We start from the raw sequence: 23,315 nt of genomic DNA on the forward strand, positions 1-23,315 counted from the left end.
TCCTCAGTGTTGCCCGGCATCGGAAAAGCGCAGCGTGACCGGCATTCCCTGACGCAGGCTGTCGTCGGGATCGGTGACGATAATGCGCAGGCGATATACCAGATCGGTGCGTAACTCCGGCGTTTCGACGCTTTTCGGCGTGAATTCCGCCGTGGGGGACACAAAGCCGATTTTGCCGTGGTAAGGCTTGTCCGGCCTGCCGTCGGTGTATACCTCGACCTGCGTGCCGGGGACGGTCCGGTTCAGCTCGGTTTCGCTGACGTAGGCGCGGATCCAGACCGGACGGGTCAGCGATACGCTGAACACCGTGCCGCCGGCAGACAACATGGTGCCCGGTTCAACGGCGCGCGTCAGAATGGTGCCGGCGGAAGGGGCATACAGCTCGGCATCTTTCAGGTTCAGCGCTGCCTGCGCAGCGGCGGCCTGTGCCTGCGCCAGGCTGGCTTTAGCCTGTTCAATTTCTTGCGGACGATTCCCGTTGCGGTACTGCGCCAGTTTGTCTTTCGCAGCCTGGAGATTGGCCTGCGCCTGATTGCGTGCCGTCCGGGCATTCTCCAGATCGTTGGCGGAAACTGCGCGGTTGGCCCACAACCCCTGCTGGCGTTTTAAGAAACTCTCTGAGTAGCTGTAAGCCGCCTGCATTTGATCCACGGCGGCGCGCGCCTGAGCGATTTCCTCGTCGCGGTAGCCCGCTTCCAGCAGGTCGAGCTGGGCTTTGGCCGCCAGCACATTGGCGTTGGCCTCATTCAGGGCATTGAGGTAGGGCGCGTCATCCAGTTTTCCGAGCAGCATCCCGGGCTTGATGGCGTCGCCTTCATCAACATTGAGCGACGCCAGACGTCCGCCGACGCGGAACCCGAGATTTACCGTGCGGATATCCACGTTGCCGTAGAGCTTCAGCGTTTGTTCCTGCTGCGTCTGATAGTAATACGCGCCGCCGCCAAGCCCGGCGACCAATAACAGGGCGAGCACGCCGCCCAATGCCTTTTTATTCATGGTGTTCTCCGCATGAAGAAGAGGGGGCGCCGGAATAGTAATGCTCCCGCAGATTTTTCATCAGAATGTCGTTACGTTCGTGCAATACGGCGGAAATGATGTTGACCTGTTCTTCGCCGATACTTTCCCAGCCGGCCTGAATACGGATGGTTTCACGCGCAATCAGGAAGGCGAGTACGTTGCCCAGGCAGGCATGGGTATGCAGCACGGCCCTGGGGTCGTCGGGCGACATTCCTGTATAGATGGCGAGCAACTGCGTCATCAGCCCGTGCAACGGCGCGATGACGCTCTGGTGAACAAGCTGATAGGCCGCGGTAGGGGCCAGCTGTTCGCGCGACATGATTTTACTCAGACTGAGCGATTCGGGGTGCATCAGAACGCGAAGCAGTGAATCCAGCCCTTTCCGGATACAGTTCAAACAGCGCTCGGCATCGGGCGATTCCTCTGCCAGAAGGCGCGTACACTCCTCCCGGAAAGGGATGAAGTTGGCGGAAATGGTATCCGCGATCCATTGCGCGACGGCCAGATACAGCCCTTCTTTTGAACCGAAATAGTAAGTGATGGCGGCGATGTTCTGCCCGGCTTTGGTGGCGATATCCCGCGTGGTGGCGCCTTCCACGCCTTTTTCACCAAACAGGATGAGCGCGGCGTGCAGCAGGTTTTGCCGCGCCTGCTCACCCCGCTGGGTTGGTGGGGGAGTAGATTCCGTATTCATGACAGCCCCTAAAGTTAATCATATGATTGATTAACTTTAGGATACGATGAAAAAGATGTAAAGGGCATATTTGTGCGCCGTTTTGGCGCGCTGAGGCGGGAATTTTATTAAGGGTGCGCAATAGGGGAAGGTTCTGGTACACTTCATCCCTAATTATCGCACTTGCAGTTTGTGCTTATCCTCGTGGTGATTGTCCTATCTTTGCCTCGTCTGATTGCCCGCCCGGAAACTGCGCCTGAAAACAACAGGCAACGGCGGCGCAGGAGTTTGAATATTCTATGTCTTTTGATTCTCTCGGTCTGAGTGCCGAACTGTTACGCGCTGTGGAAGAGCAGGGCTATCGTGAGCCTACGCCGATCCAGCGTCAGGCGATTCCCGTGGTGCTGGAAGGCCGTGACCTGATGGCCAGCGCCCAGACCGGCACTGGCAAAACCGCCGGATTTACGCTGCCGCTGTTACAACTGCTGAACAGCAACCCGCGCCAATCGCGGGAAGGGCGCCGCCCGGTGCGGGCGCTGATCCTGACGCCGACGCGCGAACTGGCGGCGCAGATCGGTGAAAACGTACGTGATTACAGTAAATATCTGCGTATGCGTTCGCTGGTGGTGTTTGGCGGCGTGAGCATTAACCCGCAGATGATGAAACTGCGCGGCGGCGTAGACATTTTGATCGCTACGCCGGGTCGTCTGCTCGATCTGGAACACCAGAACGCGGTGGATTTGTCCAAGATTGAAATTCTGGTACTGGACGAAGCGGACCGCATGCTGGACATGGGCTTTATCCACGACATCCGCCGCGTATTGTCCAAACTGCCGCCCAAACGCCAGAACCTGCTGTTTTCCGCCACTTTCTCTGACGAAATCAAAGCGTTGGCCGGTAAACTGCTGAACAACCCGGCATCGGTGGAGGTCGCGCCGCGTAACACGGCCTCTGAGCTGGTCGATCAGAAAGTGCACTTCGTTGATAAGAAGCGCAAACGCGAACTGCTGTCCCACATTATCGGCAGCGGCAACTGGCAACAGGTGCTGGTTTTTACCCGCACCAAGCACGGCGCCAACCATCTGGCGGAACAGTTGAACAAAGACGGCATCACGGCGGCGGCGATCCACGGCAACAAAAGCCAGGGCGCGCGAACCCGGGCGCTGGCGGACTTCAAGTCCGGCAGCATCCGCGTACTGGTGGCGACGGACATTGCGGCGCGTGGTCTGGATATCGACCAACTGCCGCACGTCGTCAACTACGAACTGCCCAACGTTCCTGAAGACTACGTCCACCGCATCGGGCGTACCGGCCGTGCGGAAGCGACCGGCGAAGCACTGTCGCTGGTCTGCGTTGACGAACACAAACTGCTGCGCGACATCGAACGCTTACTGAAACGTGAAATTCCGCGCATTGCCCTGCCGGGCTACGACCCTGATCCGACGATCAAAGCCGAACCGATCCAAAACGGCCGTCAGGGCCGCGGTGGCAACGGCGGCGGAAGAGACAACGGACAACGCCGCAGCAACGCCCCGAAACGCGAAGGCCAACCGGCCCGTGAAGGCGGCCAACGCAAAGAAGGCGGACAAAGAAGAGATGGCGCCCCGCGCAGAAGAAGCGGCGGCAAACCAAACAGAAGTACATCGCAATAATAAAACCACATATACCATAGCCTCCGGCCTCATTCCCTGCCGACGAGGCCATCGGGTCAGCACGAGCCGCAGGGATGCGGCGAGAGGCTCGGGGGGAGGGATTCCTTCCCGTGCTGGTGCGTCAAGACCCGATGGGTGAAGGAGGGAACCGGCGTAGCCGGCGGGGAATGCGGCCCGCACCCAAAGCGCGGGAGTGCAGAGGGCGGTCGCCACCGCCCTTTGCCCGGACGCCCGCAGCGGGGCGACATAACACACCGGAGCCACCGGCGTACGGACCCCCCCCATCCAGATCACCCCCAAATCAACCGCCCCAAAAGCGCTCAATCCAAATCACATACCAGAAAAAAAGAATCTCCCCTCCCCATAGCCTCCGGCCTCATTCCCCGCCGACGAGGCCATCGGGTCAGCACGAGCCGCAGGGATGCGGCGAGAGGCACGGGGGGAGGGACTCCTTCCCGTGCCGGTGCGTCAAGACCCGATGGACGAAGGAGGGAACCGGCGCAGCCGGCGGGGAATGCGGCCCGCACCCAAAGCGCGGGAGTGCAGAGGGCGGTCGCCACCGCCCTCTGCCCGGACGCCCGCAGCGGGGCGACATAACACACCGGAGCCACCGGCGTACGGAACCCACCCCCCATTCAGATCAACCCCAAATCAACCGCCCCAAAAGCGCTCAATCCAAATCACATACCAGAAAAAAGAATCTCCCCACCCCATAGCCTCCGGCCTCATTCCCCGCCGACGAGGCCATCGGGTCAGCACGAGCCGCAGGGATGCGGCGAGAGGCGCGGGGGGAGGGACTCCTTCCCGTGCCGGTGCGTCAAGACCCGATGGGTGAAGGAGGGAACCGGCGCAGCCGGCGGGGAATGCGGCCCGCACCCAAAGCGCGGGAGTGCAGAGGGCGGTCGCTACCGCCCTCTGCCCGGACGCCCGCAGCGGGGCGACATAACACACCGGAGCCACCGGCGTACGGAACCCACTCCCCTACCAGATCCCCCCCAGGATCTAAATCTCTATCTCCACATCCCCCATCACCTCACAACAGCAAGGCAAAATCTCCCCTTCATTCACACACGCCAACGGCTGCTGCCGATACGCCACGCGCCCCTTCAGCAACCGGCAACGACACGCCCCGCAATACCCGGAACGGCACTGATATTCCACCGGCACCCGGTGCAACTCCAGGGCTTCAAGCAGGGTAGGCTTCCCGTCCGGATATTCCAGCTGCGCCCCGGAGGCGCGCAACGTCACAATCGGCCTGTTCATAGCAATCAGAGCTGAAAATCACTCAGATCGTCAGCGCTGACCTCAGCGTCAATCTGACCAATCAGATAGGAACTGACCTCAACTTCCTGCGGCGCCACCTGTACGTTGTCCGACACCAGCCAGGCGTTGATCCACGGAATCGGGTTGGAGCGGGTTTCAAACGGCAGCGTCAACCCCACCGCCTGCATGCGGATGTTAGTGATGTACTCAACGTACTGACACAGAATGTCTTTATTCAGCCCGATCATCGAACCGTCACGGAACAGGTAGTCCGCCCACTCTTTCTCCTGCTGCGCGGCCAGTACGAACAGGTCATAGCATTGTTGCTCGCACTCGGCGGCGATTTCCGCCATTTCCGGGTCGTCCTGCCCGGAGCGCATCAGGTTCAGCATATGCTGGGTGCCGGTCAGGTGCAGGGCTTCGTCGCGGGCGATCAGGCGGATAATTTTGGCGTTCCCTTCCATCAGCTCACGCTCAGCAAAGGCGAACGAACAGGCGAAGCTGACGTAGAAACGGATGGCTTCCAGCACGTTGACGCTCATCAGGCACAGATAAAGCTTTTTCTTCAGATCGCGCAGGCTGACGGTAATGGTTTTGCCGTTTACCTGATGGCTGCCTTCGCCCAGCAGATGGTAATAGCCGGTATATTCGATCAGGTCGTCGTAATAACCCGAAATGCCTTTCGCCCGCTTGAGGATTTCCTCGTTGGTGACGATATCGTCGAACACCAGCGCCGGATCGTTGACGATATTACGGATGATATGGGTGTAGGAGCGGGAGTGGATGGTTTCGGAAAACGCCCAGGTTTCCACCCAGGTTTCCAGCTCCGGAATCGAGATGATCGGCAGCAGCGCCACGTTGGGGCTGCGGCCCTGAATGGAGTCCAGCAGGGTCTGGTATTTCAGGTTGCTGAGGAAGATGTGCTTCTCATGCTCCGGCAGCCCCTGAAAGTCGATGCGGTCGCGTGACACGTCCACTTCTTCCGGACGCCAGAAGAAAGAGAGCTGTTTTTCGATCAGTTTTTCAAAGATTTCATATTTCTGTTGATCGTAACGCGCCACGTTAACCGGCTGGCCGAAAAACATGGGTTCAAGCAGTTGGTCGTTTTTAGTCTGGGAAAATGTCGTATAAGCCATAGAGTCCTCACCGCCGCCGCGCCCGGAGCCGGACGCGGCGGTCACGCATGGTTAAATCTTACAAGCGCCGCTTTCGCAGCCATCATCCTGCTGGCCGGGTTGCAGATCGTCTTGTGCGTCTTCTGCGCCATCGCGGGTGTTTTGGTAATAAAGGGTTTTCAGACCGAATTTGTAAGCCGTCAGCAAATCTTTCAGCAACTGCTTCATCGGTACTTTTCCTGACGGGAAACGTGCCGGGTCGTAGTTGGTATTGGCAGAGATCGCCTGATCGACGAACTTCTGCATCAGGCCGACCAGGTGCAGGTAGCCATCGTTGCCCGGCATGTCCCACAGCAGTTCGTAAGCATCATGCAGGCGCTCATATTCCGGCACGACCTGACGCAGGATGCCGTCCTTCGACGCTTTGATGCTGACGTAACCGCGCGGCGGTTCAATGCCGTTGGTGGCGTTGGAAATCTGCGACGAGGTTTCAGACGGCATCAGGGCGGAAAGCGTTGAGTTGCGCAGGCCGTGCTGTTTGATGGCGGCGCGCAGGCCGTCCCAGTCCATATGCAGCGGTTCGTCGCAAATGGTGTCGAGATCTTTTTTGTAGGTATCGATCGGCATGATGCCCTGCGCGTAAGTGGTTTCGCTGAACCACGGGCAGGCGCCTTGCTCTTTGGCCAGTTCGTTGGAGGCCTTGAGCAAATAATACTGAATGGCTTCAAACGTTCTGTGGGTCAGGCCGTTGGCGCTGCCGTCGGAGTAGCGCACGCCGTTTTTCGCCAGATAGTAGGCGAAATTGATCACGCCGATGCCGAGGGTACGACGTCCCATTGCGCCGCGACGGGCCGCCGGGATCGGGTAGTCCTGATAGTCGAGCAGCGCATCCAGGGCGCGGACCGCCAGCGTTGCCAGCTCTTCCAGGTCGTCCAGGCTCTCGATGGCGCCCAGGTTAAACGCAGACAGCGTACACAGCGCGATTTCACCGCTTTCGTCGTTAACGTCTTCCAGCGGCTTGGTGGGCAGCGCCACTTCCAGGCACAGGTTGGACTGGCGCACCGGCGCGATGACGGGATCGAACGGGCTGTGGGTGTTGCAGTGATCGACGTTCTGAATGTAGATACGGCCGGTGGAGGCGCGCTCCTGCATCATCAGCGAGAACAGGTCTACCGCCTTCACGCTTTGTTTGCGGATGGACGGTTCGGCTTCGTATTTCACATACAGGCGTTCAAACTCGTCCTGATCGTTGAAAAACGCATCATACAGCCCCGGAACGTCGGACGGGCTGAACAGGGTGATGTCGCCCCCTTTGATCAGGCGCTGATACATCAGGCGGTTGATCTGCACGCCGTAGTCCATGTGACGCACGCGGTTGCCTTCCACGCCGCGGTTGTTTTTCAGCACCAGCAGGCTTTCCACTTCCAGATGCCACATCGGGTAGAACAGGGTGGCTGCGCCGCCGCGTACGCCGCCCTGAGAGCAGGATTTCACCGCGGTCTGGAAATGTTTGTAGAACGGAATACAGCCGGTATGGAACGCCTCGCCGCCGCGGATCGGGCTGCCCAGCGCACGGATACGTCCGGCGTTGATGCCGATGCCGGCGCGCTGGGAAACGTATTTCACGATGGCGCTGGAGGTGGCGTTGATAGAGTCCAGGCTGTCGCCGCACTCGATCAGCACGCAGGAGCTGAACTGGCGGGTCGGGGTGCGCACGCCGGACATGATCGGCGTCGGCAGCGAAATCTTAAAGGTGGAGACCGCATCATAGAAGCGCTTCACGTAGTCGAGACGGGTTTCGCGCGGATAGCCGGAGAACAGGCAGGCGGCGACCAGGATATACAAGAACTGGGCGCTTTCGTAGATTTCGCCGGTGACGCGGTTCTGCACCAGGTATTTGCCTTCCAGTTGCTTAACCGCCGCATAGGAGAAATTCATGTCGCGCCAGTGGTCGATAAATCCGTCCATCTGTGCGAACTCTTCTTCCGTGTAGTCTTCCAGCAGATGCCGGTCGTACTTGCCCATTTCCACCAGTCTGGAAACGTGATCGTACAATTTGGGCGGTTCAAACTGATCGTAGGCTTTCTTACGCAGGTGGAAGATGGCCAGGCGGGCGGCCAGGTACTGGTAGTCCGGCGATTCACGAGAGATCAGGTCAGCGGCGGCTTTTATAATGGTTTCATGGATGTCCGCGGTACGGATGCCATCATAAAACTGAATATGGGAACGCAGTTCCACCTGAGAAACCGAGACATTATGTAAGCCTTCGGCGGCCCAGTCGAGGACACGGTGGATTTTATCAAGATTGATGCGTTCTTTACGGCCGTCGCGTTTCGTGACGAGCAGACTTTGGTTCATAGTACGAATACCTGTCCGTTTGATCCCGTTGGCTTGCCCCATCCATGTAAAAAACATGCAAATTATTGTTGCATGTTCTTTGCAAATAGTGTTGAGGAGGATGGGTAAAACACAACATATAGGGTGTGGGTGACAATGTGATAACAAGATAGTGTTGTTAGCCGGACTTTGCAAGTGAACAAAAAGGGAGGCAGTTGTGGATAACTTGGGGGTGAAATGTTAAGACGGCGCGCTATCCACCGTCATCACTGGAGTGAGAGGAGGGGATGGCTTTGGGATAAGACAACACTGAAAAAATAAATAAATTGATCGACTGCCGGTTTCTTACTCATTAATGCAAATTGCGCTTTTGATCACGGACAAAGATGCAGGAAATGCACGCTTGAGATGAAAAATCCGATCTGTGCCGAAAAAATCAACATTTTGCCGGAATTGTTAAAGCGGCATGCCCGTGCGCAGGACGTAGCGTGCCGCCGTTATTATGCACAAAGAAGATTATTCACCGGCGTCGCGCTGGGTGTACACCATATAGTTAACGTCGACGTTAGGCCCGAGCTTAAAGCGGTCGGTCAGCGGGTTATAATGCAGGCCGATCATATGGCGTTCGCGCAGTTCGGTGGTGTCCACCCAACCAAGCAGCTCCGCGGGGCGGATGAACTTTTTGATGTCGTGCGTTCCCTTCGGCACCATCTTCGCCACGTACTCTGCGCCGACGATCAGCATCAGCCAGGCCTTACTGTTGCGGTTGATGGTGGAGAAGAAAACGTGGCCGCCGGGTTTAACCAGTTGGGCGCAGGCCCGCACCACTGAGGACGGGTCAGGAACGTGTTCCAGCATTTCCATGCAGGTGACGACGTCGTAGCTTCCCGCGTGCGCCAGCGCATGCTGTTCCACGGTTTCCTGAACGTAGGTGACGGATACGCCGCTTTCCAGCGCATGCAGCCGGGCGACCTGCAGCGGTTCGCTCCCCATGTCCAGCCCGGTGACCTGCGCGCCTTCCCGCGCCATGCTTTCCGCCAGAATTCCGCCGCCGCAGCCGACGTCCAGCACCTTTTTACCGAACACTCCGCCGGCGTGCTGCTGGATATAAGCCAGGCGCAGGGGGTTGATGCGGTGCAGGGGCCTGAACTCGCCCTCCGGATCCCACCAGCGTGAAGCCATCGCTTCAAACTTGGCGATTTCCTGCTGATCGACGTTGGGGATGCGGGTAAGGGATTCTGCGCTCATGGGGAATGTTCACTCCTTATTGGACGATGCCGGGATTATACATGTTCTGGCGGGGCGCGCAGATCAATAACGCGATATCCGGCCGTAACGGCCAAAAGGGCGTAATGCCCTTCCGTTGCACGCCCGTGAAACCGCAAGGCGGATTTATCATTCTTACGTCGTTTTTTATACACGACAACAGCAGGTTATTTACCCGCGCAGCTGGCTTTGTGGTATAGTTTACGACTTTGCCGCTATGGGCAGTGGGCAGTAAATCATCAGTAGAGGGATAGCAGCTCCATGAGCGACCTTGCCAGAGAAATCACACCGGTTAACATCGAGGAAGAGCTGAAAAGCTCGTATCTGGATTATGCCATGTCCGTTATCGTCGGACGCGCATTGCCGGATGTCCGTGATGGACTGAAACCGGTTCACCGTCGCGTCTTGTTCGCGATGAACGTACTGGGTAATGACTGGAACAAACCCTATAAAAAGTCGGCGCGTGTGGTCGGGGATGTGATCGGTAAGTATCACCCGCACGGCGACAGCGCGGTTTATGACACGATTGTCCGTCTGGCCCAGCCTTTTTCACTGCGTTACATGCTGGTGGACGGGCAGGGCAACTTCGGTTCCATCGACGGCGACTCCGCCGCGGCGATGCGTTATACCGAAGTGCGTATGTCGAAAATCGCCCACGAACTGCTGGCGGATCTGGAAAAAGAAACCGTCGATTTCGTGCCGAACTACGATGGCACGGAGCAGATTCCTGACGTGCTGCCGACCAAAGTTCCCAACCTGCTGGTGAACGGTTCTTCCGGCATCGCGGTGGGGATGGCGACCAACATTCCGCCCCATAACCTGACTGAAGTGATCAATGGTTGCCTGGCCTATATCGACGACGAGAACATCTCCGTCGAAGGGCTGATGGAACACATTCCCGGCCCGGACTTTCCGACCGCGGCCATCATCAACGGCCGCCGCGGTATCGAAGAAGCTTACCGCACCGGGCGCGGCAAAGTGTACATCCGCGCCAGAGCCGAAGTGGAAGTCGACGCCAAAAACGGGCGTGAAACCATCATCGTTCACGAAATTCCGTATCAGGTGAACAAAGCGCGCCTGATTGAAAAAATCGCCGAGCTGGTCAAGGACAAACGCATCGAGGGCATCAGCGCCCTGCGTGATGAGTCCGACAAAGACGGCATGCGTATCGTGATTGAAATCAAACGCGACGCGGTGGGTGAGGTGGTGCTGAACAACCTCTACTCCCAGACCCAGCTGCAGACCTCCTTCGGCATCAACATGGTGGCGCTGCATCAGGGCCAGCCGAAGCTGCTGACGCTGAAAGATTGCCTGGAAGCGTTCGTTCGCCACCGTCGCGAAGTCGTGACCCGCCGTACTATTTTCGAACTGCGTAAAGCCCGCGAACGCGCCCATATTTTGGAAGGCCTGGCGATTGCGCTGTCGAATATCGATCCGATTATCGAGCTCATCCGCCGTGCGCCGACGCCGGGCGAAGCCAAGGCGCAACTGGTTGCCCGCGGCTGGGAGCTGGGCAGCGTCGCCGCCATGCTGGAACGCGCCGGAGACAACGCCGCGCGTCCGGAATGGCTGGAACCGGAGTTCGGTATCCGCGACGGTCATTACTATCTGACCGAGCAGCAGGCTCAGGCGATCCTGGATCTGCGTCTGCAGAAACTGACCGGCCTTGAGCATGAAAAACTGCTGGACGAATATAAAGAGCTGCTGGAACAGATCGCCGCGCTGATTTTCATCCTGGAAAGCCCGGAGCGGCTGATGGAAGTGATCCGCGAAGAGCTGGTTGCTATCCGCGAGCAGTTCGGCGATGCGCGCCGCACCGAAATCACCGCCAACAGCGCCGATATCAATATCGAAGACCTGATTACTCAGGAAGACGTGGTCGTGACGCTGTCGCATCAGGGCTACGTGAAGTATCAGCCGCTGAGTGATTACGAAGCGCAGCGCCGTGGCGGTAAAGGTAAATCCGCCGCGCGTATTAAAGAAGAAGACTTCATCGAACGTCTGCTGGTGGCGAATACCCACGACACCATTCTGTGCTTCTCCAGCCGTGGCCGCCTCTACTGGATGAAAGTCTATCAACTGCCGGAAGCCAGCCGCGGAGCGCGTGGCCGCCCGATCGTCAACCTGCTTCCGCTGGAAGAAAACGAGCGTATCACGGCGATCCTGCCGGTGCGCGAGTATGAGGAAGGACGTCACATCTTTATGGCGACCTCCAGCGGCACGGTGAAGAAAACCGGGCTGACTGAGTTCAGCCGTCCGCGCAGCGCCGGGATTATCGCTATCAACCTGAACGAGGGCGATGAGCTGATCGGCGTCGATCTGACCGACGGCAGCAACGAAGTGATGCTGTTCTCCGCCGAAGGTAAAGTGGTGCGTTTCCCGGAAGGTCAGGTGCGTTCTATGGGACGTACTGCGACCGGCGTGCGCGGCATCAACCTGCAGGAAAGCGATCGCGTGGTGTCTTTGATCATCCCGCGCGGCGATGGCGACATCCTGACGGTGACGGAAAACGGCTACGGCAAACGTACTGCCGTAACGGAATACCCGACCAAGTCGCGTGCGACGCAGGGCGTTATCTCCATCAAGGTCAGCGAGCGTAACGGCAACGTGGTCGGCGCGGTGCAGGTCGATGAATGCGACCAGATCATGATGATCACCGATGCCGGCACCCTGGTGCGCACCCGCGTTTCCGAAGTCAGCGTGGTGGGCCGTAACACCCAGGGTGTTACCCTGATCCGCACGGCGGAAGAGGAACACGTGGTTGGCCTGCAACGCGTTGCGGAGCCGGAAGACGACGATGAGTCCGATATGGATGGCGAAGAGGGGGAAAATCTCCCGGAGTCCGGCGATGTTGCTGACTCAGGAGATGACGGCGGGGAAGAATAATTCCTTTCCGTAAGCGAGGCCGCCGCTGAAAAACGCCGGCCTCCGCCCCGTCGGTAAACGGCTCAGGCCAGTACGCCCTGCATGGACGCAGGGACTGGCGGGGGATGGGCAGGACAAATCTTTCTGGAAAAGACTTGAAATACTTAACCTCATTCCGCACAACCCTGCGCATCTCCCGCTACCTCTTCAGGACGCTGGCGCTGATGCTTTGGATCCTGGGGGCATTGTCCACCGCGTTTTACATCCTGAATGTCTTCCATGAAAAAGAGTCCGGACTGCGTCAGGACTTTAACCTGAGCTTCGATCAGGCTCAGGGCTATATCCGCCATGCCACCGATACCATGCGCGATATCCGCTATATCGCTGAAAACCGCCTGAACTGGGCGGCAAACGGCATGGATGCGGCAAACCGCGTCTTCACTCCCACCGTGGCCATACCTGAACTGACGCCGTTGTTTCCGGAATCGGACTGCCAGCGTCTGAACGGCGACTACCGTGAATCCCTGGGAGTGTTGAGCAGCTTCATCAATTATTGGAAAGATAACTTCGTCGCCGCTTACGATTTGAACCGTATTTTCTTTATCGGCGGCGAGAGCCTGTGCCTGGCAGATTTCGGCATCCGTGAGCGCGACATGCCGCTGGACGCCAAAAACGCGTTCCGCGATCTGCACCGGCAGATCCTGAAATACCAGCGCGGCAGCGGCGAACAAAAAGATAACTCGCTGTTTTGGGTGGTGCCGGGCCGGCAGGGCGACGTCGGCGATTTGTATGTGGTGACGCCGGTATACGTCGCCAACAAGTTTGAAGCGCTGCTGGGGACGGAACAGACTCTGCGGCTGGAGGATTTCACCCAGTCATTTTCCCTGCCGATAAGCGTGGTTTTGCTGAACGCCGACAATGAAGTGATCCTGCGTTTTTCTGAAAATAACCGCGAATCGTCACTGATCGCCCATTTACCGACCGAAGACAGCTATTTCGGCTATAACAGCAGCTACGACACGTTGTTGCTGAAGAAAAAATTATCCCCTTCCGGGATGAGCATCGTTTATTCGGTGCCGACGCGTGCGCTGCTGGAACACTTTAACCTGCTGTTGATTAAGGCGGTGGTGTTTAACCTGCTGAGCGCGCTGGTGTTGTTTATTCTCACCTGGCTGTTTGAGCGGAAAATTTTCCAGCCGGCGGAAAACAATGCGCTGCGGCTTGAGGAAAATGAGCAGTTTAATCATAAGATCGTGGCTTCCGCGCCGGTCGGCATCTGTATTCTGCGCATCAGCGACGGCAGCAATATCCTCAGTAACGAGCTGGCGCATGACTATATCACTCTGTTTACCGCCGAGGATCGCCAGCGTCTTACCCAAATTATCCGCGAGCAGTCCACCAGCGTCGTTGATGTCACGACCCGCCGCAATGAGAACCTGCAAATCAGCTTCGTGCATTCCCGTTACCGCAACGAAGACGTGGCGATTTGCGTCATGGTGGACATCAGTGCGCGCGCGAAAATGGAAGAGTCATTGCAGGAGATGGCGGCAGCGGCGGAACAGGCCAGCCAGTCGAAGTCAATGTTCCTGGCGACGGTAAGCCATGAGCTGCGTACGCCGCTGTACGGCATCATCGGTAACCTCGATCTGCTGCAAACCAAATCCCTGCCGGAGGAGACCCAGCGTTTGCTGGGGGCGATGAGTAACTCTTCCGGTCTGTTGCTGAAAATCATCAGCGACATTCTCGACTTCTCTAAAATTGAGTCCGAGCAGCTGAAGATTGAGCCGGGCACGTTCGTGCCGCGCGAGGTGATTCCGCATATCGTCGGAAACTATCTGCCGCTGGTGGTGCGCAAGCGGCTGGCGTTGTATTGCTTTATTGAGCCTGACGTGCCGCGCTCGCTGTCCGGTGACGTCATGCGCGTGCAGCAGGTGCTGTCGAACATCCTGAATAACGCCATCAAGTTTACCGACACCGGCTGCATCATTTTGCAGGTGCGGGTGCGCGGAGATTATCTGGAGTTCCGCGTCAGGGATACCGGCGTGGGGATCCCGTCCAAGGACGTTACCCGGTTGTTCGACCCGTTCTTCCAGGTGGGAACCGGCGTGCAGCGCCATTTCCAGGGAACCGGACTGGGGCTGGCGATTTGTGAAAAGCTGATCAGCCTGATGGACGGTGATATCGCCGTAGATTCCGAACCGGGATTGGGCAGCATCTTCACCGTCCGTATTCCGCTTTATCAGGCGATTGCCGCCGATCCTGCGCCGCCGGCGCTGCAGGGGCAGTCGGTATGCCTGGATATACATAATGCGATGCTGGAAGGGGATTTGCAGTCCTGGCTTGACAGGGCCGGCATGATCGTTCATCTGTACCGCTCCGGGCACGCCTGCCCTGACAACGCGATCGTGATTACGGACTATGAGGCCGAACAGCAGGAGAAGGCGCGCGCGCTGATTCATTTATCCACCACCTACCTGGGACACGTGCAGAAAGAGGGCGAAAACGCTTGGGTTCTGAGTACGGCAGCGCCGCTTGAGTTGTATGCCACGCTGTGTCGTATATGCTCCAATGACGCCGTGACGGTGCCGGAGCAGGCGGAAGCCGCGCGCGTGGAGGCCGCGGTGCAGGATAACAGCGACATCAGCATTCTGATCGTCGATGACCACCCGATTAACCGTCGTTTGCTGGCGGATCAGCTGGCGTCGCTGGGCTATGACTCGATAACCGCCAGCGACGGCCTGGATGCGCTGGGTGTTCTGTCCAAGCATGAAATTGATATCGTGTTGACGGATGTGAATATGCCCAACATGGACGGCTACCAGCTGACGATGCGTTTGCGCGAACAGGGAAGGGTGGCGCCGGTTATCGGCGTGACCGCCAATGCCATGGCGGAGGAGCGGGAACGCTGTATTCAGGCCGGTATGGACAGCTGTTTATCCAAGCCGGTAACGCTGGACATACTGCGTCAGTCGCTGAAGTATTATGCGGAAAAGACACGTGCCGACAAGGCCCGCGCGGCGGAAGAAAAGGACTGACACCCGGGCGCCTTTCCGGCGCCGGGTGTGATAACGCATAAATGCAGTTATTCGTCTTTGTCGATCTGCATGACGTTCACGGACGAAAGGTAGTTCAGCAGAGCGATGTCGTTGTCTACGCCGAGCTTCAGCATGGCGGACTTTTTCTGGCTGCTGATGGTTTTAATGCTGCGGTTCAGCTTCTTGGCGATTTCAGTCACCAGGAACCCTTCAGCAAACAGACGCAATACTTCGCTTTCTTTCGGTGACAGACGTTTGTCGCCGTAGCCGCTGGCGCTGATTTTTTCCAGTAGTTTGGAAACGCTTTCCGGGGTGAATTTTTTCCCTTTTTGCAGTGCGGCCAAAGCCTTGGGCAGGTCAGTCGGCGCGCCCTGCTTCAGAACGATGCCTTCGATGTCCAGCTCCAGCACCGCGCTGAGAATAGCCGGGTTATTGTTCATCGTCAGGACAATAATCGACAGGTGAGGGAAATGGCGCTTGATGTATTTGATCAGCGTGATGCCATCGCCATATTTGTCACCCGGCATGGAAAGATCGGTGATCAACACGTTGGCATCGAGTTTGGAAAGATTATTTATTAACGATGTTGAGTCTTCAAACTCGCCCACGACGTTAACCCATTCGATCTGTTCCAGCGATTTACGGATGCCGAACAGGACAATCGGGTGGTCGTCAGCGATAATTACGTTCAGGTTATTCATATTGTTGGCTACCTAGTTGAAGCAGTCTACTGACAAAGTAATCAATCTGCCTGATTAAAGTATCTATAACATCTGTGTTGCTCTCGCGTATTGCCTGTTCCAGTTGTTCACAAAGAACTTTACCGGCGGAAATTTCCAACATGGCAAAAACGCCTTTCAGGCGGTGAGCGGTCAGCGAAAGTGCAGAAAAATCACGATTTTCCGCCTCAGTATACAGTTTCTGTACATCCTCGGGTACTGTCTCGACGAACAAAGAGTAGTAATCTTCTGAGGTAAATGGACTATCGTCCGGAAATAAACCGTCCTTTTCCGTAAGTTCACTTTCATTGGTGCCGTTTTCCGTCGCCATTTTGCGTTCGAGCAAGAGCAAGATGGCGTCAATCAGTGACTCCGTCAGGTTAAAGTTCGCCCGGATGCGGTTCGGTGCGTACTCTTCATAACCGTCGGTGTCGGAAATCAGTAACAGCGTGTCATCGCCTGCACAATTGGGGTCATCGGTCAGCCGGATATCGTATTGCGTGTCGGCGTCGCGTTCCCCGGCGATGACCGCCGAAGCGCCGAATGCCGACAGCTTGTGGGTTACCAGCGTCCGGATTTCGTCGGACGTAATTTGCAGGTAAGCCGTGGTGCCGTCGAGCAGCTTTTCATGTTCCTCTTCGTCACGAGCCAAAATCTGAAAAGCGGCGCTGAAGAGATAACGGGTGCCGATATCCGGTTTGCTGTGAACTTCCAGTTGTCCTCCCAGCCTTTTACACAGTTGATTGCATAAGTAATACGTTAGCCCCGAGCCGCGGGAAAAACGGTCGCGCTGAGGCTGGATCTGCCATGGGTAGTCCAGCCCCGCAATTTCCTCCGCCGGTACGCCGCTGCCGGTGTCGCCCAGCTCGAACAGGAAATGCTCCTGCTCCGTGGTGCTGCGCGATATCCGCAGGGTAAGTTTCCCGTATGCGGTCGTAGTGACGGCGTAGTGCAATAGCATCGACAAAATCATATTCAGCGTTTTGACGTCGCCATTAAGGCAAAGTTCCGGGTCCTGGTCGTTATGCACCAGAATGCTCAGACCTTTACGGCGAATGCCGGGCAGAATTTCTTTAACTGCGCTGGCTAATTGCGTATCAAGACGGAACGCTTCCGGCTCCGGCGCCCAGTCGTGATTCTCCAGCTTTGTGAGCAGGATGATTTCATCAATAATGCGCCGCGCATAATACGCTTCATTCCAGATTGCGTCAGCGGTATCTGTACTCTCAGCGCCGTTTTTCAGCTTATCGGCCAGCTCTTGCAGGCTGGAGAGGGGCGAATTCAGCTCCAGGCTCAGGTTATCGGTCATGATTTTCCGCGCCAGCAGATTTTTTTCGTACTCCCGCTGCGCCTGCTGCAATTTTTTGCTGACCATCATCTCTTTATTGAGATCGCGAATCAGAAATAAGGCCGATGTCGGGTACTGGCGGCTGCGCACCATATGGATTTCATACACTTCATTATTTACGGTGACCTGAACCTGCCCCTGATGCTCATCGGCAATGCTGGCGATTTTGGTCAGGCTGAGGTGCGGCAACAGGTGGTCGGCGGCTTTGTTGCTGGTGGTGACCGTATTATTGTCGAACCTGTAAATCAGCAGCCCCATGGGAAGGTGCGTTACAATTTCATGGTTCATCTGCTGCAAAGACGCCAGTTGAACGGCCATGCGTTTACCGGGGCGGATATATTGGTGGCGGATGAAATAGAAGCTGGAAAGCGAGGCGATCAGCAGCACCAGGTTGACCAGCAGCAGCCAGAAGTTATTGCGCGTGATATCCAGGATCAGCGTCATCATCGGAATGTTGAACTGAACCTTCAGCGGGGAATTATTGAGCGGCGCATTGATTGTCAGCCACGGCCACTTGGCTTCGCTGTAGCTTTCGTAACGTTCGTCACTGGCGTTCTGTTCAAAAAGTCTGTCCTGACGGCTGACCAACTGGAAGCGATGCGCGGGCAGATTGGCCGGAAAGATGTCTCCCGTCGGCAGGTCAAAGGCGATGATGGTCGCCAGATGGCCCGGATTATTAAAGGTTGTCCGCAGCGTGAAGTAGTAGGCATTCAGGTAGCGCGATTTGCGGAAGTCGGAAAACCCCTCCCGCTCGTCCAGGGCGTTGGATTGTTGCAGCATTTCGGTTTTACGGGTATCCACTGCGTTGCTTAAATAACTCTCTTTATTATGCGCAGACAAATCCCTCATCGACAGGGTGGATACCATGATCAGGCTGTTGTCCTGCCCGTTCAGATAATAGAGCGAATAAGTTTGTGTCGATGGCCCCCACAGCAGATCAAGATAGTCGGAGATTCGCAGGGCCAGGTTGCTGGTGCCGGGCTCGTGGAGACCGAAAATGACGGTGTCGGTTTTGTTCCGGGGCTTATCGAGCAGGTAGGTATCGGGGCGTAACCGCGTTTCCGCAACCGGCGACTGTGGGGCAGCGACTCCGTCGTCGGTCAGGTTTTCGTAAATTTGGTACGTAACGTAACGGTACTCCTCAATCCGCTCCTGTAACCGGGTCGCTACGCCGGAAAGCATCTCCTGACGGTTGCTGAGATACGAATTGACGTAGTTGTAGCCATACAGCAGGTTAGCCAGGATCAGCAACAAGAAGAACAACAGATAGCTGCGCGTAACACCGGATGAAGTAAGCGAGCGGGTTGATGATTCCATAAAGCAGAGGCCGATCCTGTCTGAAATGGTTGAATTATCGTCGGAGTATAACAGGGGGAAGGAGGTCAGGCATCAGCTGAAGGACCGTAATCAGCCCGTATGCAAGAAACTGATCACAGTCACAGCGGGGAGAAAACACCAATAAAGCCGGACCGCTGATGTCCTCTCCCGCTGTAAACGGATAATACGCATTTCTCCGCATCAATCGAAACAGATTAGTCCGATTCTCGGCCGCATACCGCTCTTTTTCGCCGGATAAGGCTTGTGGCGTTGGTGAGCAACGGCTTTTGGGACTGCGAGTGGGGAATGTTTGGATGATTGTGTTCTGTTATCGGCACGATCTACTATTGGGGGAAATCTCAGGGGCGTATTTTCGTCAATCAGATATCAGGGTAGGTAAGCATGGAAAGGAAATTGATTGAACCTCTTACGGTCGCTTATGTTGAGCGGGTGCTGACAATCCCTGATATCAAAATCCTCAGTATGGTGTGCGGTAAGCTGATAGAAACTGAATTGCGCCGGCAGGATATTTCGGTTACCGGCCCCTGGATTTTTGTTGCCAATAATTTGCCGCATGATGGTAAAACTCTGTTCACTATGAGGTTCTGCTTACCCGTTTCTGAGGGAATAAACGACAGCGGGGAGGTGAAGTCGGGGATATTGCCTGGGGGAACGTGTATTTCATCTTGCTATACGGGGAATTTGAGAAGCTTGTTTACCCGGGGATATGCACCTGTTGTGCGTTATCTGAAGGGAAATCGAATTCCGGTTACTGGCGAAAGCAGGGAGGTTTATCACAATTGGTTTGGTGCTGGTTCTGAAGAGAATAATATTGAGTTGCAGTTTTTTATTCGATGATGAATCCGTTGTTATGCTTTCATCGTAATATAAGGATAGTGTTTTAAGCTATATGTTTGAGGCTGGGTATTTATTCCTGATTTCCTGAAAAAGAGAAATGAAATGAATGTGTTGTGAAGTGTGGTTAAAATTGTGATTCGAAAATAGTAGGGATGGAAAAATAAATCATAAAGTCAAAAGAATGTCTCAATACTTCTATTTTCGTGGCATATGGTAACGCGCAGCGTAACGGATAGAATCAGCGAGGTGATGGATCAGCTGACCAGTATTTCTGTGTGCGATATTTTAAAGTGGATTATTCATGCTTTAAATAGCTCAAACAACAGAGAGACTGGAAATGCATAAATTCTCAGGGTGTTAGACCGCCAGTCGGCTGGGAGCTAACGGACTCACAATCTGAAGCATGGCAGACTTTATTAAAAAAGACTTATTAACATGCAATATGTCATTAAACGGAACGTATCAGAAAAAATGCTATTGTTTTCTTAATCCTCTGTGAGTGAGAATTAACTGATTTAGTAATGCTCAAGTATAATAACAAGGAAGGGAAATTTTGATGATGATGATGCCGTATGTAAAAAAAAGTATTTTTTGCCTGGTGATGTATTCAGTTTCAGCCAATGTGTTAGCCAGCGATGGTCTGGTTAATTATACTGGCGAAATTATTGAGAACGCATGTACTGTCACAAATAATATGAATAACCCTTTGCGAGTGGTTATCGGGTTTGTGGCTCGCGCCGCGGTTAACAGAGGAAAAGGAACTATTGCGGCTCCGACCCGATTCTCTATAGAGTTAACGGATTGCCCTGAGTCGTTGATTGGGACTAACGCACACGTGAAATTTGACGGAACACCCGCGCCGGAGGACAACTCTGTTTTGGCTCTCTCAGAGGGGCCTTTCGGTACTGCTACCGGTGTCGGGATTCAATTTCTTGAGGCTTATTCATCCGGGAATCCAAGCACCGTTATTCCGCTTCATCAGGCATCTGCCGCGAAAACGTTGCAGGCTGGCCGTAATGTTTTCGATTTCGGCGTTCAATACATTGCGCTTTCTGACAATGTGACGGCGGGGCCTGCTGACGGTACCGCGAGTTTTACCATTGTTTATAATTAAACGTTTAATTAGAAAACAGAGCGCTTGATTATTAACAAGCAACTCTGCTCCAGACGGTATTCATTGACGCACTAAGGCCGCCTCCGGGCGGCCTTTTGCTGATTGAGAATCTGATTTTCAGCCGGACCATCGGAGGCTATATGAACGGCCTTAACCGTAATGATGGCGAAAAATGGACACGGTAGAACCGCAACCGACAGAAAATGACACGCTGCCTGCCCGCGACCTCATCCTAACCTGCTGTTGGCTATACCAATCTGGCCCGCCAAACTGACCGCTGCGCGCGGCGAAACCCTGGTCTTCAGCTATCTTTAAAGCGGGTGACCCAGAAAAGGAGGGATTATGACGCGCACGGCAAAGGCTTTTAGCTGGGTAGGGGCAGTCCTGGTAGCATTATTGACTGCCGCCATCATTTTTATTGCTACCTTTGACTGGAACCGGCTAAAGCCGACCATCAACCAAAAAGTTTCTGAGGCGCTGCATCGCCAATTTGCAATCCGCGGTGACCTTGGGGTGCAGTGGGAGCGCAATAAAGAGGAAGTCGGCTGGCGGAGCTGGGTTCCCTGGCCGCACGTCCATGCCGAGGATATTTTGCTCGGCAATCCGCCAACCATTCCTGATATTACCATGATCCATCTGCAACGAGTGGACGCCACTCTGGCTCCCCTTGCGCTGTTAACCAAAACTATCTACCTGCCGTGGATTAAGCTGGAGAAGCCGGACGCCCGCTTGATCCGGATTTCCGGGAAGACTAACAACTGGACTTTTGATCTGGGTGATGACGGCAGTAAAACGGCCAATCAACCCTCCCCGTGGCGCTTCCGGCTGGACAATATTTTGTTCGACCAGGGGCGAGTGGCTATCAATGATAGCGTGACCAACGCGCAAATGGAGATCCTGGTGGACCCTCTGGGTAAGGCGCTGCCCTTTAACCAGGTAACGGGGGATGCCAAGGGTAAGGTCAAAGATGCCGGCAGTTACATTTTTGGCTTAACCGTGCATGGGCGCTACAAAGAGCAGGAGATAACCGGGCGCGGAAAAATCGGCGGCATGCTGGCCTTGCGTAATGACACGCCGTTCCCGGTGCAGGCGGATGTTCGTTCCGGCAATATCCGGGTCGCGTTTGAAGGCGTAGTGAGTGACCCCATGAAGATGGGTGGAGTCGATTTGCGGCTGCGTTTTGCCGGTGACACCTTGGGCGACCTCTACCCACTTACCGGTGTGTTGCTGCCCGATACGCCACCATTTGAAACCGATGGTCACCTGCTCGCCAAAATTGATGCTGATAAAGGCTCCGAGTTCCGTTATAACAACTTCAATGGCCGTATCGGCGACAGTGACATTCATGGCTCTCTGACCTACCTAATGGGTAAACCGCGTCCCAAACTCACCGGGGTGATGGAATCGAAGCAACTGCGCTTGGCCGACCTGGGGCCGCTGATTGGGGTGGATTCCGGGAAGGGGGCGCAGAAGACCCGCCAGGCCGAACAACGCCGGGGCGAGCGCACCATTCAGCCAGCCAATAAAGTCTTACCCTATGACCGCTTTGAAACCGACAAGTGGAATGTGATGGATGCTGACGTTCGCTTTAAAGGCGGCCGTATTGAGCACAGCGCGACACTGCCGCTCAGCAACCTTGATACGCATGTGATCCTCAACAATGGCGACCTGCGCCTGCAACCGCTGCGCTTTGGCATGGCGGGGGGAACCATCGATGGCAATATTCATCTGGCAGGCCAGGCGCGGCCATTACGGGGCAATATGGATGTCCGGGCGCGCCGGCTGCAGCTCAGGCAACTGATGCCTGACATCGAATCGATGCGCAAGACGCTCGGTGAGCTTAACGGGGATGCCGAAATCCGTGGCACGGGTAACTCCGTCGCCGCCTTGTTGGGCAGCAGTAATGGTCAGCTTAAGCTACTGATGAACGATGGCCTGGTCAGCCGTAACCTGATGGAGATTTTGGGCCTTAATGTGGGTAACTTTATTGTCGGCACCATTTTTGGCGATGAGGAGGTGCACATCAACTGTGCGGCAGCGAGCCTCACGTTGACCAATGGTTTGGTCCGGCCGAACATTTTTGCGGTAGATACCGACAATGCCATTATCAACGTTACCGGAAATCTCAGCCTGGCCCAGGAGATCATGGACTTAACTATCTCGCCGGAGAGCAAGGGGATCCGTATTATCACCCTGCGTTCGCCGCTCTATGTTCGCGGGACGTTTAAACATCCCGACTATGGCGTGAAACCCGGCCCACTGATTGTACGCGGTGCCGTGGCGGCAGCCCTGGCAACTCTGGTGACTCCGGCAGCGGCTCTGCTGGCGCTGATTTCGCCCTCCGAGGACAATGATAATCAGTGCCGAGCCATTCTCTCCCAGCTCCATCATTAAGGGGCTGAAATGCAAAACGGCTGAGGAAACTCAGCCGTTTTTGTTGTCATGAATCCGCTTTCCGGGTCTTCTGTTGGGATGGGGTAGTCCGGGTGATGCAGAGTAATGCCTGTTCGTTTTTCCTAATAATTGCATTCCAACTGGAAGGAACGTTCCTGTATAAATAATATGAAAGCCATACCTATACGCTTTCCCTTATATTTATAACCCCCTGTGGTTTAGGGGGTATCTTTTTGAATTTGTAAGCCAGGTGTTTAATCGGTAAGCATGCAACCAGAGCGAGAATGAGGTGAGTCAACAGCATCAGTACAAGGAAGCGATCTCATGCGCTTTCTATCCCAA

At 55.6% G+C, this 23,315-nt stretch carries 14 protein-coding genes; 6 read left to right on the forward strand and 8 right to left on the reverse strand.

The features are described 5' to 3' along the window. Positions 1–3 precede the first annotated feature (3 nt). Both hlyD and cecR read right to left on the reverse strand, forming a co-directional pair. Positions 4–996 carry a secretion protein HlyD gene (hlyD, locus tag C8D90_RS00295; RefSeq protein WP_115456433.1) on the reverse strand — a complete coding sequence of 331 codons (993 nt, stop codon included), beginning with the start codon at positions 994–996 and terminating at the stop codon, positions 4–6. Further along, positions 989–1,711 (reverse strand): transcriptional regulator CecR, encoded by a 723-nt coding sequence (cecR, locus tag C8D90_RS00300; RefSeq protein ID WP_115456434.1) that lies wholly within the window; start codon positions 1,709–1,711, stop codon positions 989–991. Before cecR ends, hlyD begins: the two co-directional genes overlap by 8 nt. A gap of 278 nt (positions 1,712–1,989) precedes the next feature. Between cecR and rhlE the strand changes: the two genes are divergently transcribed. Continuing rightward, the gene (rhlE, locus tag C8D90_RS00305) at positions 1,990–3,342 is read left to right on the forward strand and encodes an ATP-dependent RNA helicase RhlE (RefSeq protein WP_115456435.1); all 1,353 of its coding nucleotides are present in this window, start codon (positions 1,990–1,992) and stop codon (positions 3,340–3,342) included. A 1,002-nt stretch (positions 3,343–4,344) separates the two neighbouring features. On the opposite strand, the gene yfaE is transcribed toward rhlE, so the two are convergent. The 4 genes from yfaE to ubiG all read right to left on the reverse strand — a co-directional run bounded on the left by yfaE (position 4,345) and on the right by ubiG (position 9,305). Then, positions 4,345–4,605: a class I ribonucleotide reductase maintenance protein YfaE gene (yfaE, locus tag C8D90_RS00310; RefSeq protein WP_115456436.1), complete on the reverse strand. Its 261-nt coding sequence runs from the start codon at positions 4,603–4,605 to the stop codon at positions 4,345–4,347. A gap of 5 nt (positions 4,606–4,610) precedes the next feature. Further along, complete coding sequence (gene nrdB / locus C8D90_RS00315; RefSeq protein ID WP_115457209.1) at positions 4,611–5,741, reverse strand: class Ia ribonucleoside-diphosphate reductase subunit beta; 1,131 nt, start codon at positions 5,739–5,741, stop codon at positions 4,611–4,613. A 51-nt stretch (positions 5,742–5,792) separates the two neighbouring features. Then, positions 5,793–8,078, reverse strand: coding sequence for a class 1a ribonucleoside-diphosphate reductase subunit alpha (gene nrdA, locus C8D90_RS00320; protein ID WP_115456437.1), 2,286 nt, complete (start codon positions 8,076–8,078; stop codon positions 5,793–5,795). Positions 8,079–8,573: 495 nt separating this feature from the next. Continuing rightward, the gene (gene ubiG / locus C8D90_RS00325; protein ID WP_115456438.1) at positions 8,574–9,305 is read right to left on the reverse strand and encodes a bifunctional 2-polyprenyl-6-hydroxyphenol methylase/3-demethylubiquinol 3-O-methyltransferase UbiG; all 732 of its coding nucleotides are present in this window, start codon (positions 9,303–9,305) and stop codon (positions 8,574–8,576) included. Positions 9,306–9,584: 279 nt separating this feature from the next. On the opposite strand from ubiG, the gene gyrA reads away from it, so the two are divergent. Together gyrA and rcsC are read left to right on the forward strand one after the other, a co-directional pair. Beyond that, a complete protein-coding gene (gyrA, locus tag C8D90_RS00330; protein WP_115456439.1) occupies positions 9,585–12,209 on the forward strand; it encodes a DNA topoisomerase (ATP-hydrolyzing) subunit A in 2,625 nt (874 codons plus the stop codon). Between the two features lie 134 nt (positions 12,210–12,343). Further along, positions 12,344–15,223 (forward strand): two-component system sensor histidine kinase RcsC, encoded by a 2,880-nt coding sequence (gene rcsC / locus C8D90_RS00335; RefSeq protein ID WP_115456440.1) that lies wholly within the window; start codon positions 12,344–12,346, stop codon positions 15,221–15,223. 47 nt (positions 15,224–15,270) lie between these two features. Here the strand turns inward: rcsC and rcsB are convergent, their stop codons facing one another. Beyond that, complete coding sequence (rcsB, locus tag C8D90_RS00340) at positions 15,271–15,924, reverse strand: response regulator transcription factor RcsB (protein WP_115456441.1); 654 nt, start codon at positions 15,922–15,924, stop codon at positions 15,271–15,273. Next, entirely contained in the window at positions 15,917–18,607 is a 2,691-nt protein-coding gene (rcsD, locus tag C8D90_RS00345) for a phosphotransferase RcsD (protein WP_115456442.1), read from the reverse strand. The genes rcsB and rcsD overlap by 8 nt, the downstream gene beginning before the upstream one ends. 402 nt (positions 18,608–19,009) lie before the next feature. Here rcsD and C8D90_RS00350 point away from each other — a divergent pair, with 402 nt between their 5' ends. The 3 genes from C8D90_RS00350 (at position 19,010) to C8D90_RS00360 (ending at position 22,973) form a co-directional block, all read left to right on the forward strand. Then, positions 19,010–19,465 (forward strand): GyrI-like domain-containing protein, encoded by a 456-nt coding sequence (locus C8D90_RS00350; protein WP_115456443.1) that lies wholly within the window; start codon positions 19,010–19,012, stop codon positions 19,463–19,465. Positions 19,466–20,021: 556 nt separating this feature from the next. Continuing rightward, on the forward strand, positions 20,022–20,579 hold the full coding sequence (locus C8D90_RS00355) for a fimbrial protein (RefSeq protein WP_115456444.1): 558 nt from the start codon (positions 20,022–20,024) through the stop codon (positions 20,577–20,579). A 342-nt stretch (positions 20,580–20,921) separates the two neighbouring features. Continuing rightward, complete coding sequence (locus C8D90_RS00360; RefSeq protein ID WP_115456445.1) at positions 20,922–22,973, forward strand: AsmA family protein; 2,052 nt, start codon at positions 20,922–20,924, stop codon at positions 22,971–22,973. The last annotated feature ends 342 nt before the right edge of the window (positions 22,974–23,315 follow it).

The sequence above is a fragment of the Enterobacillus tribolii genome, from assembly GCF_003363015.1.
In the GTDB taxonomy this organism is placed as follows: domain Bacteria; phylum Pseudomonadota; class Gammaproteobacteria; order Enterobacterales; family Enterobacteriaceae; genus Enterobacillus; species Enterobacillus tribolii.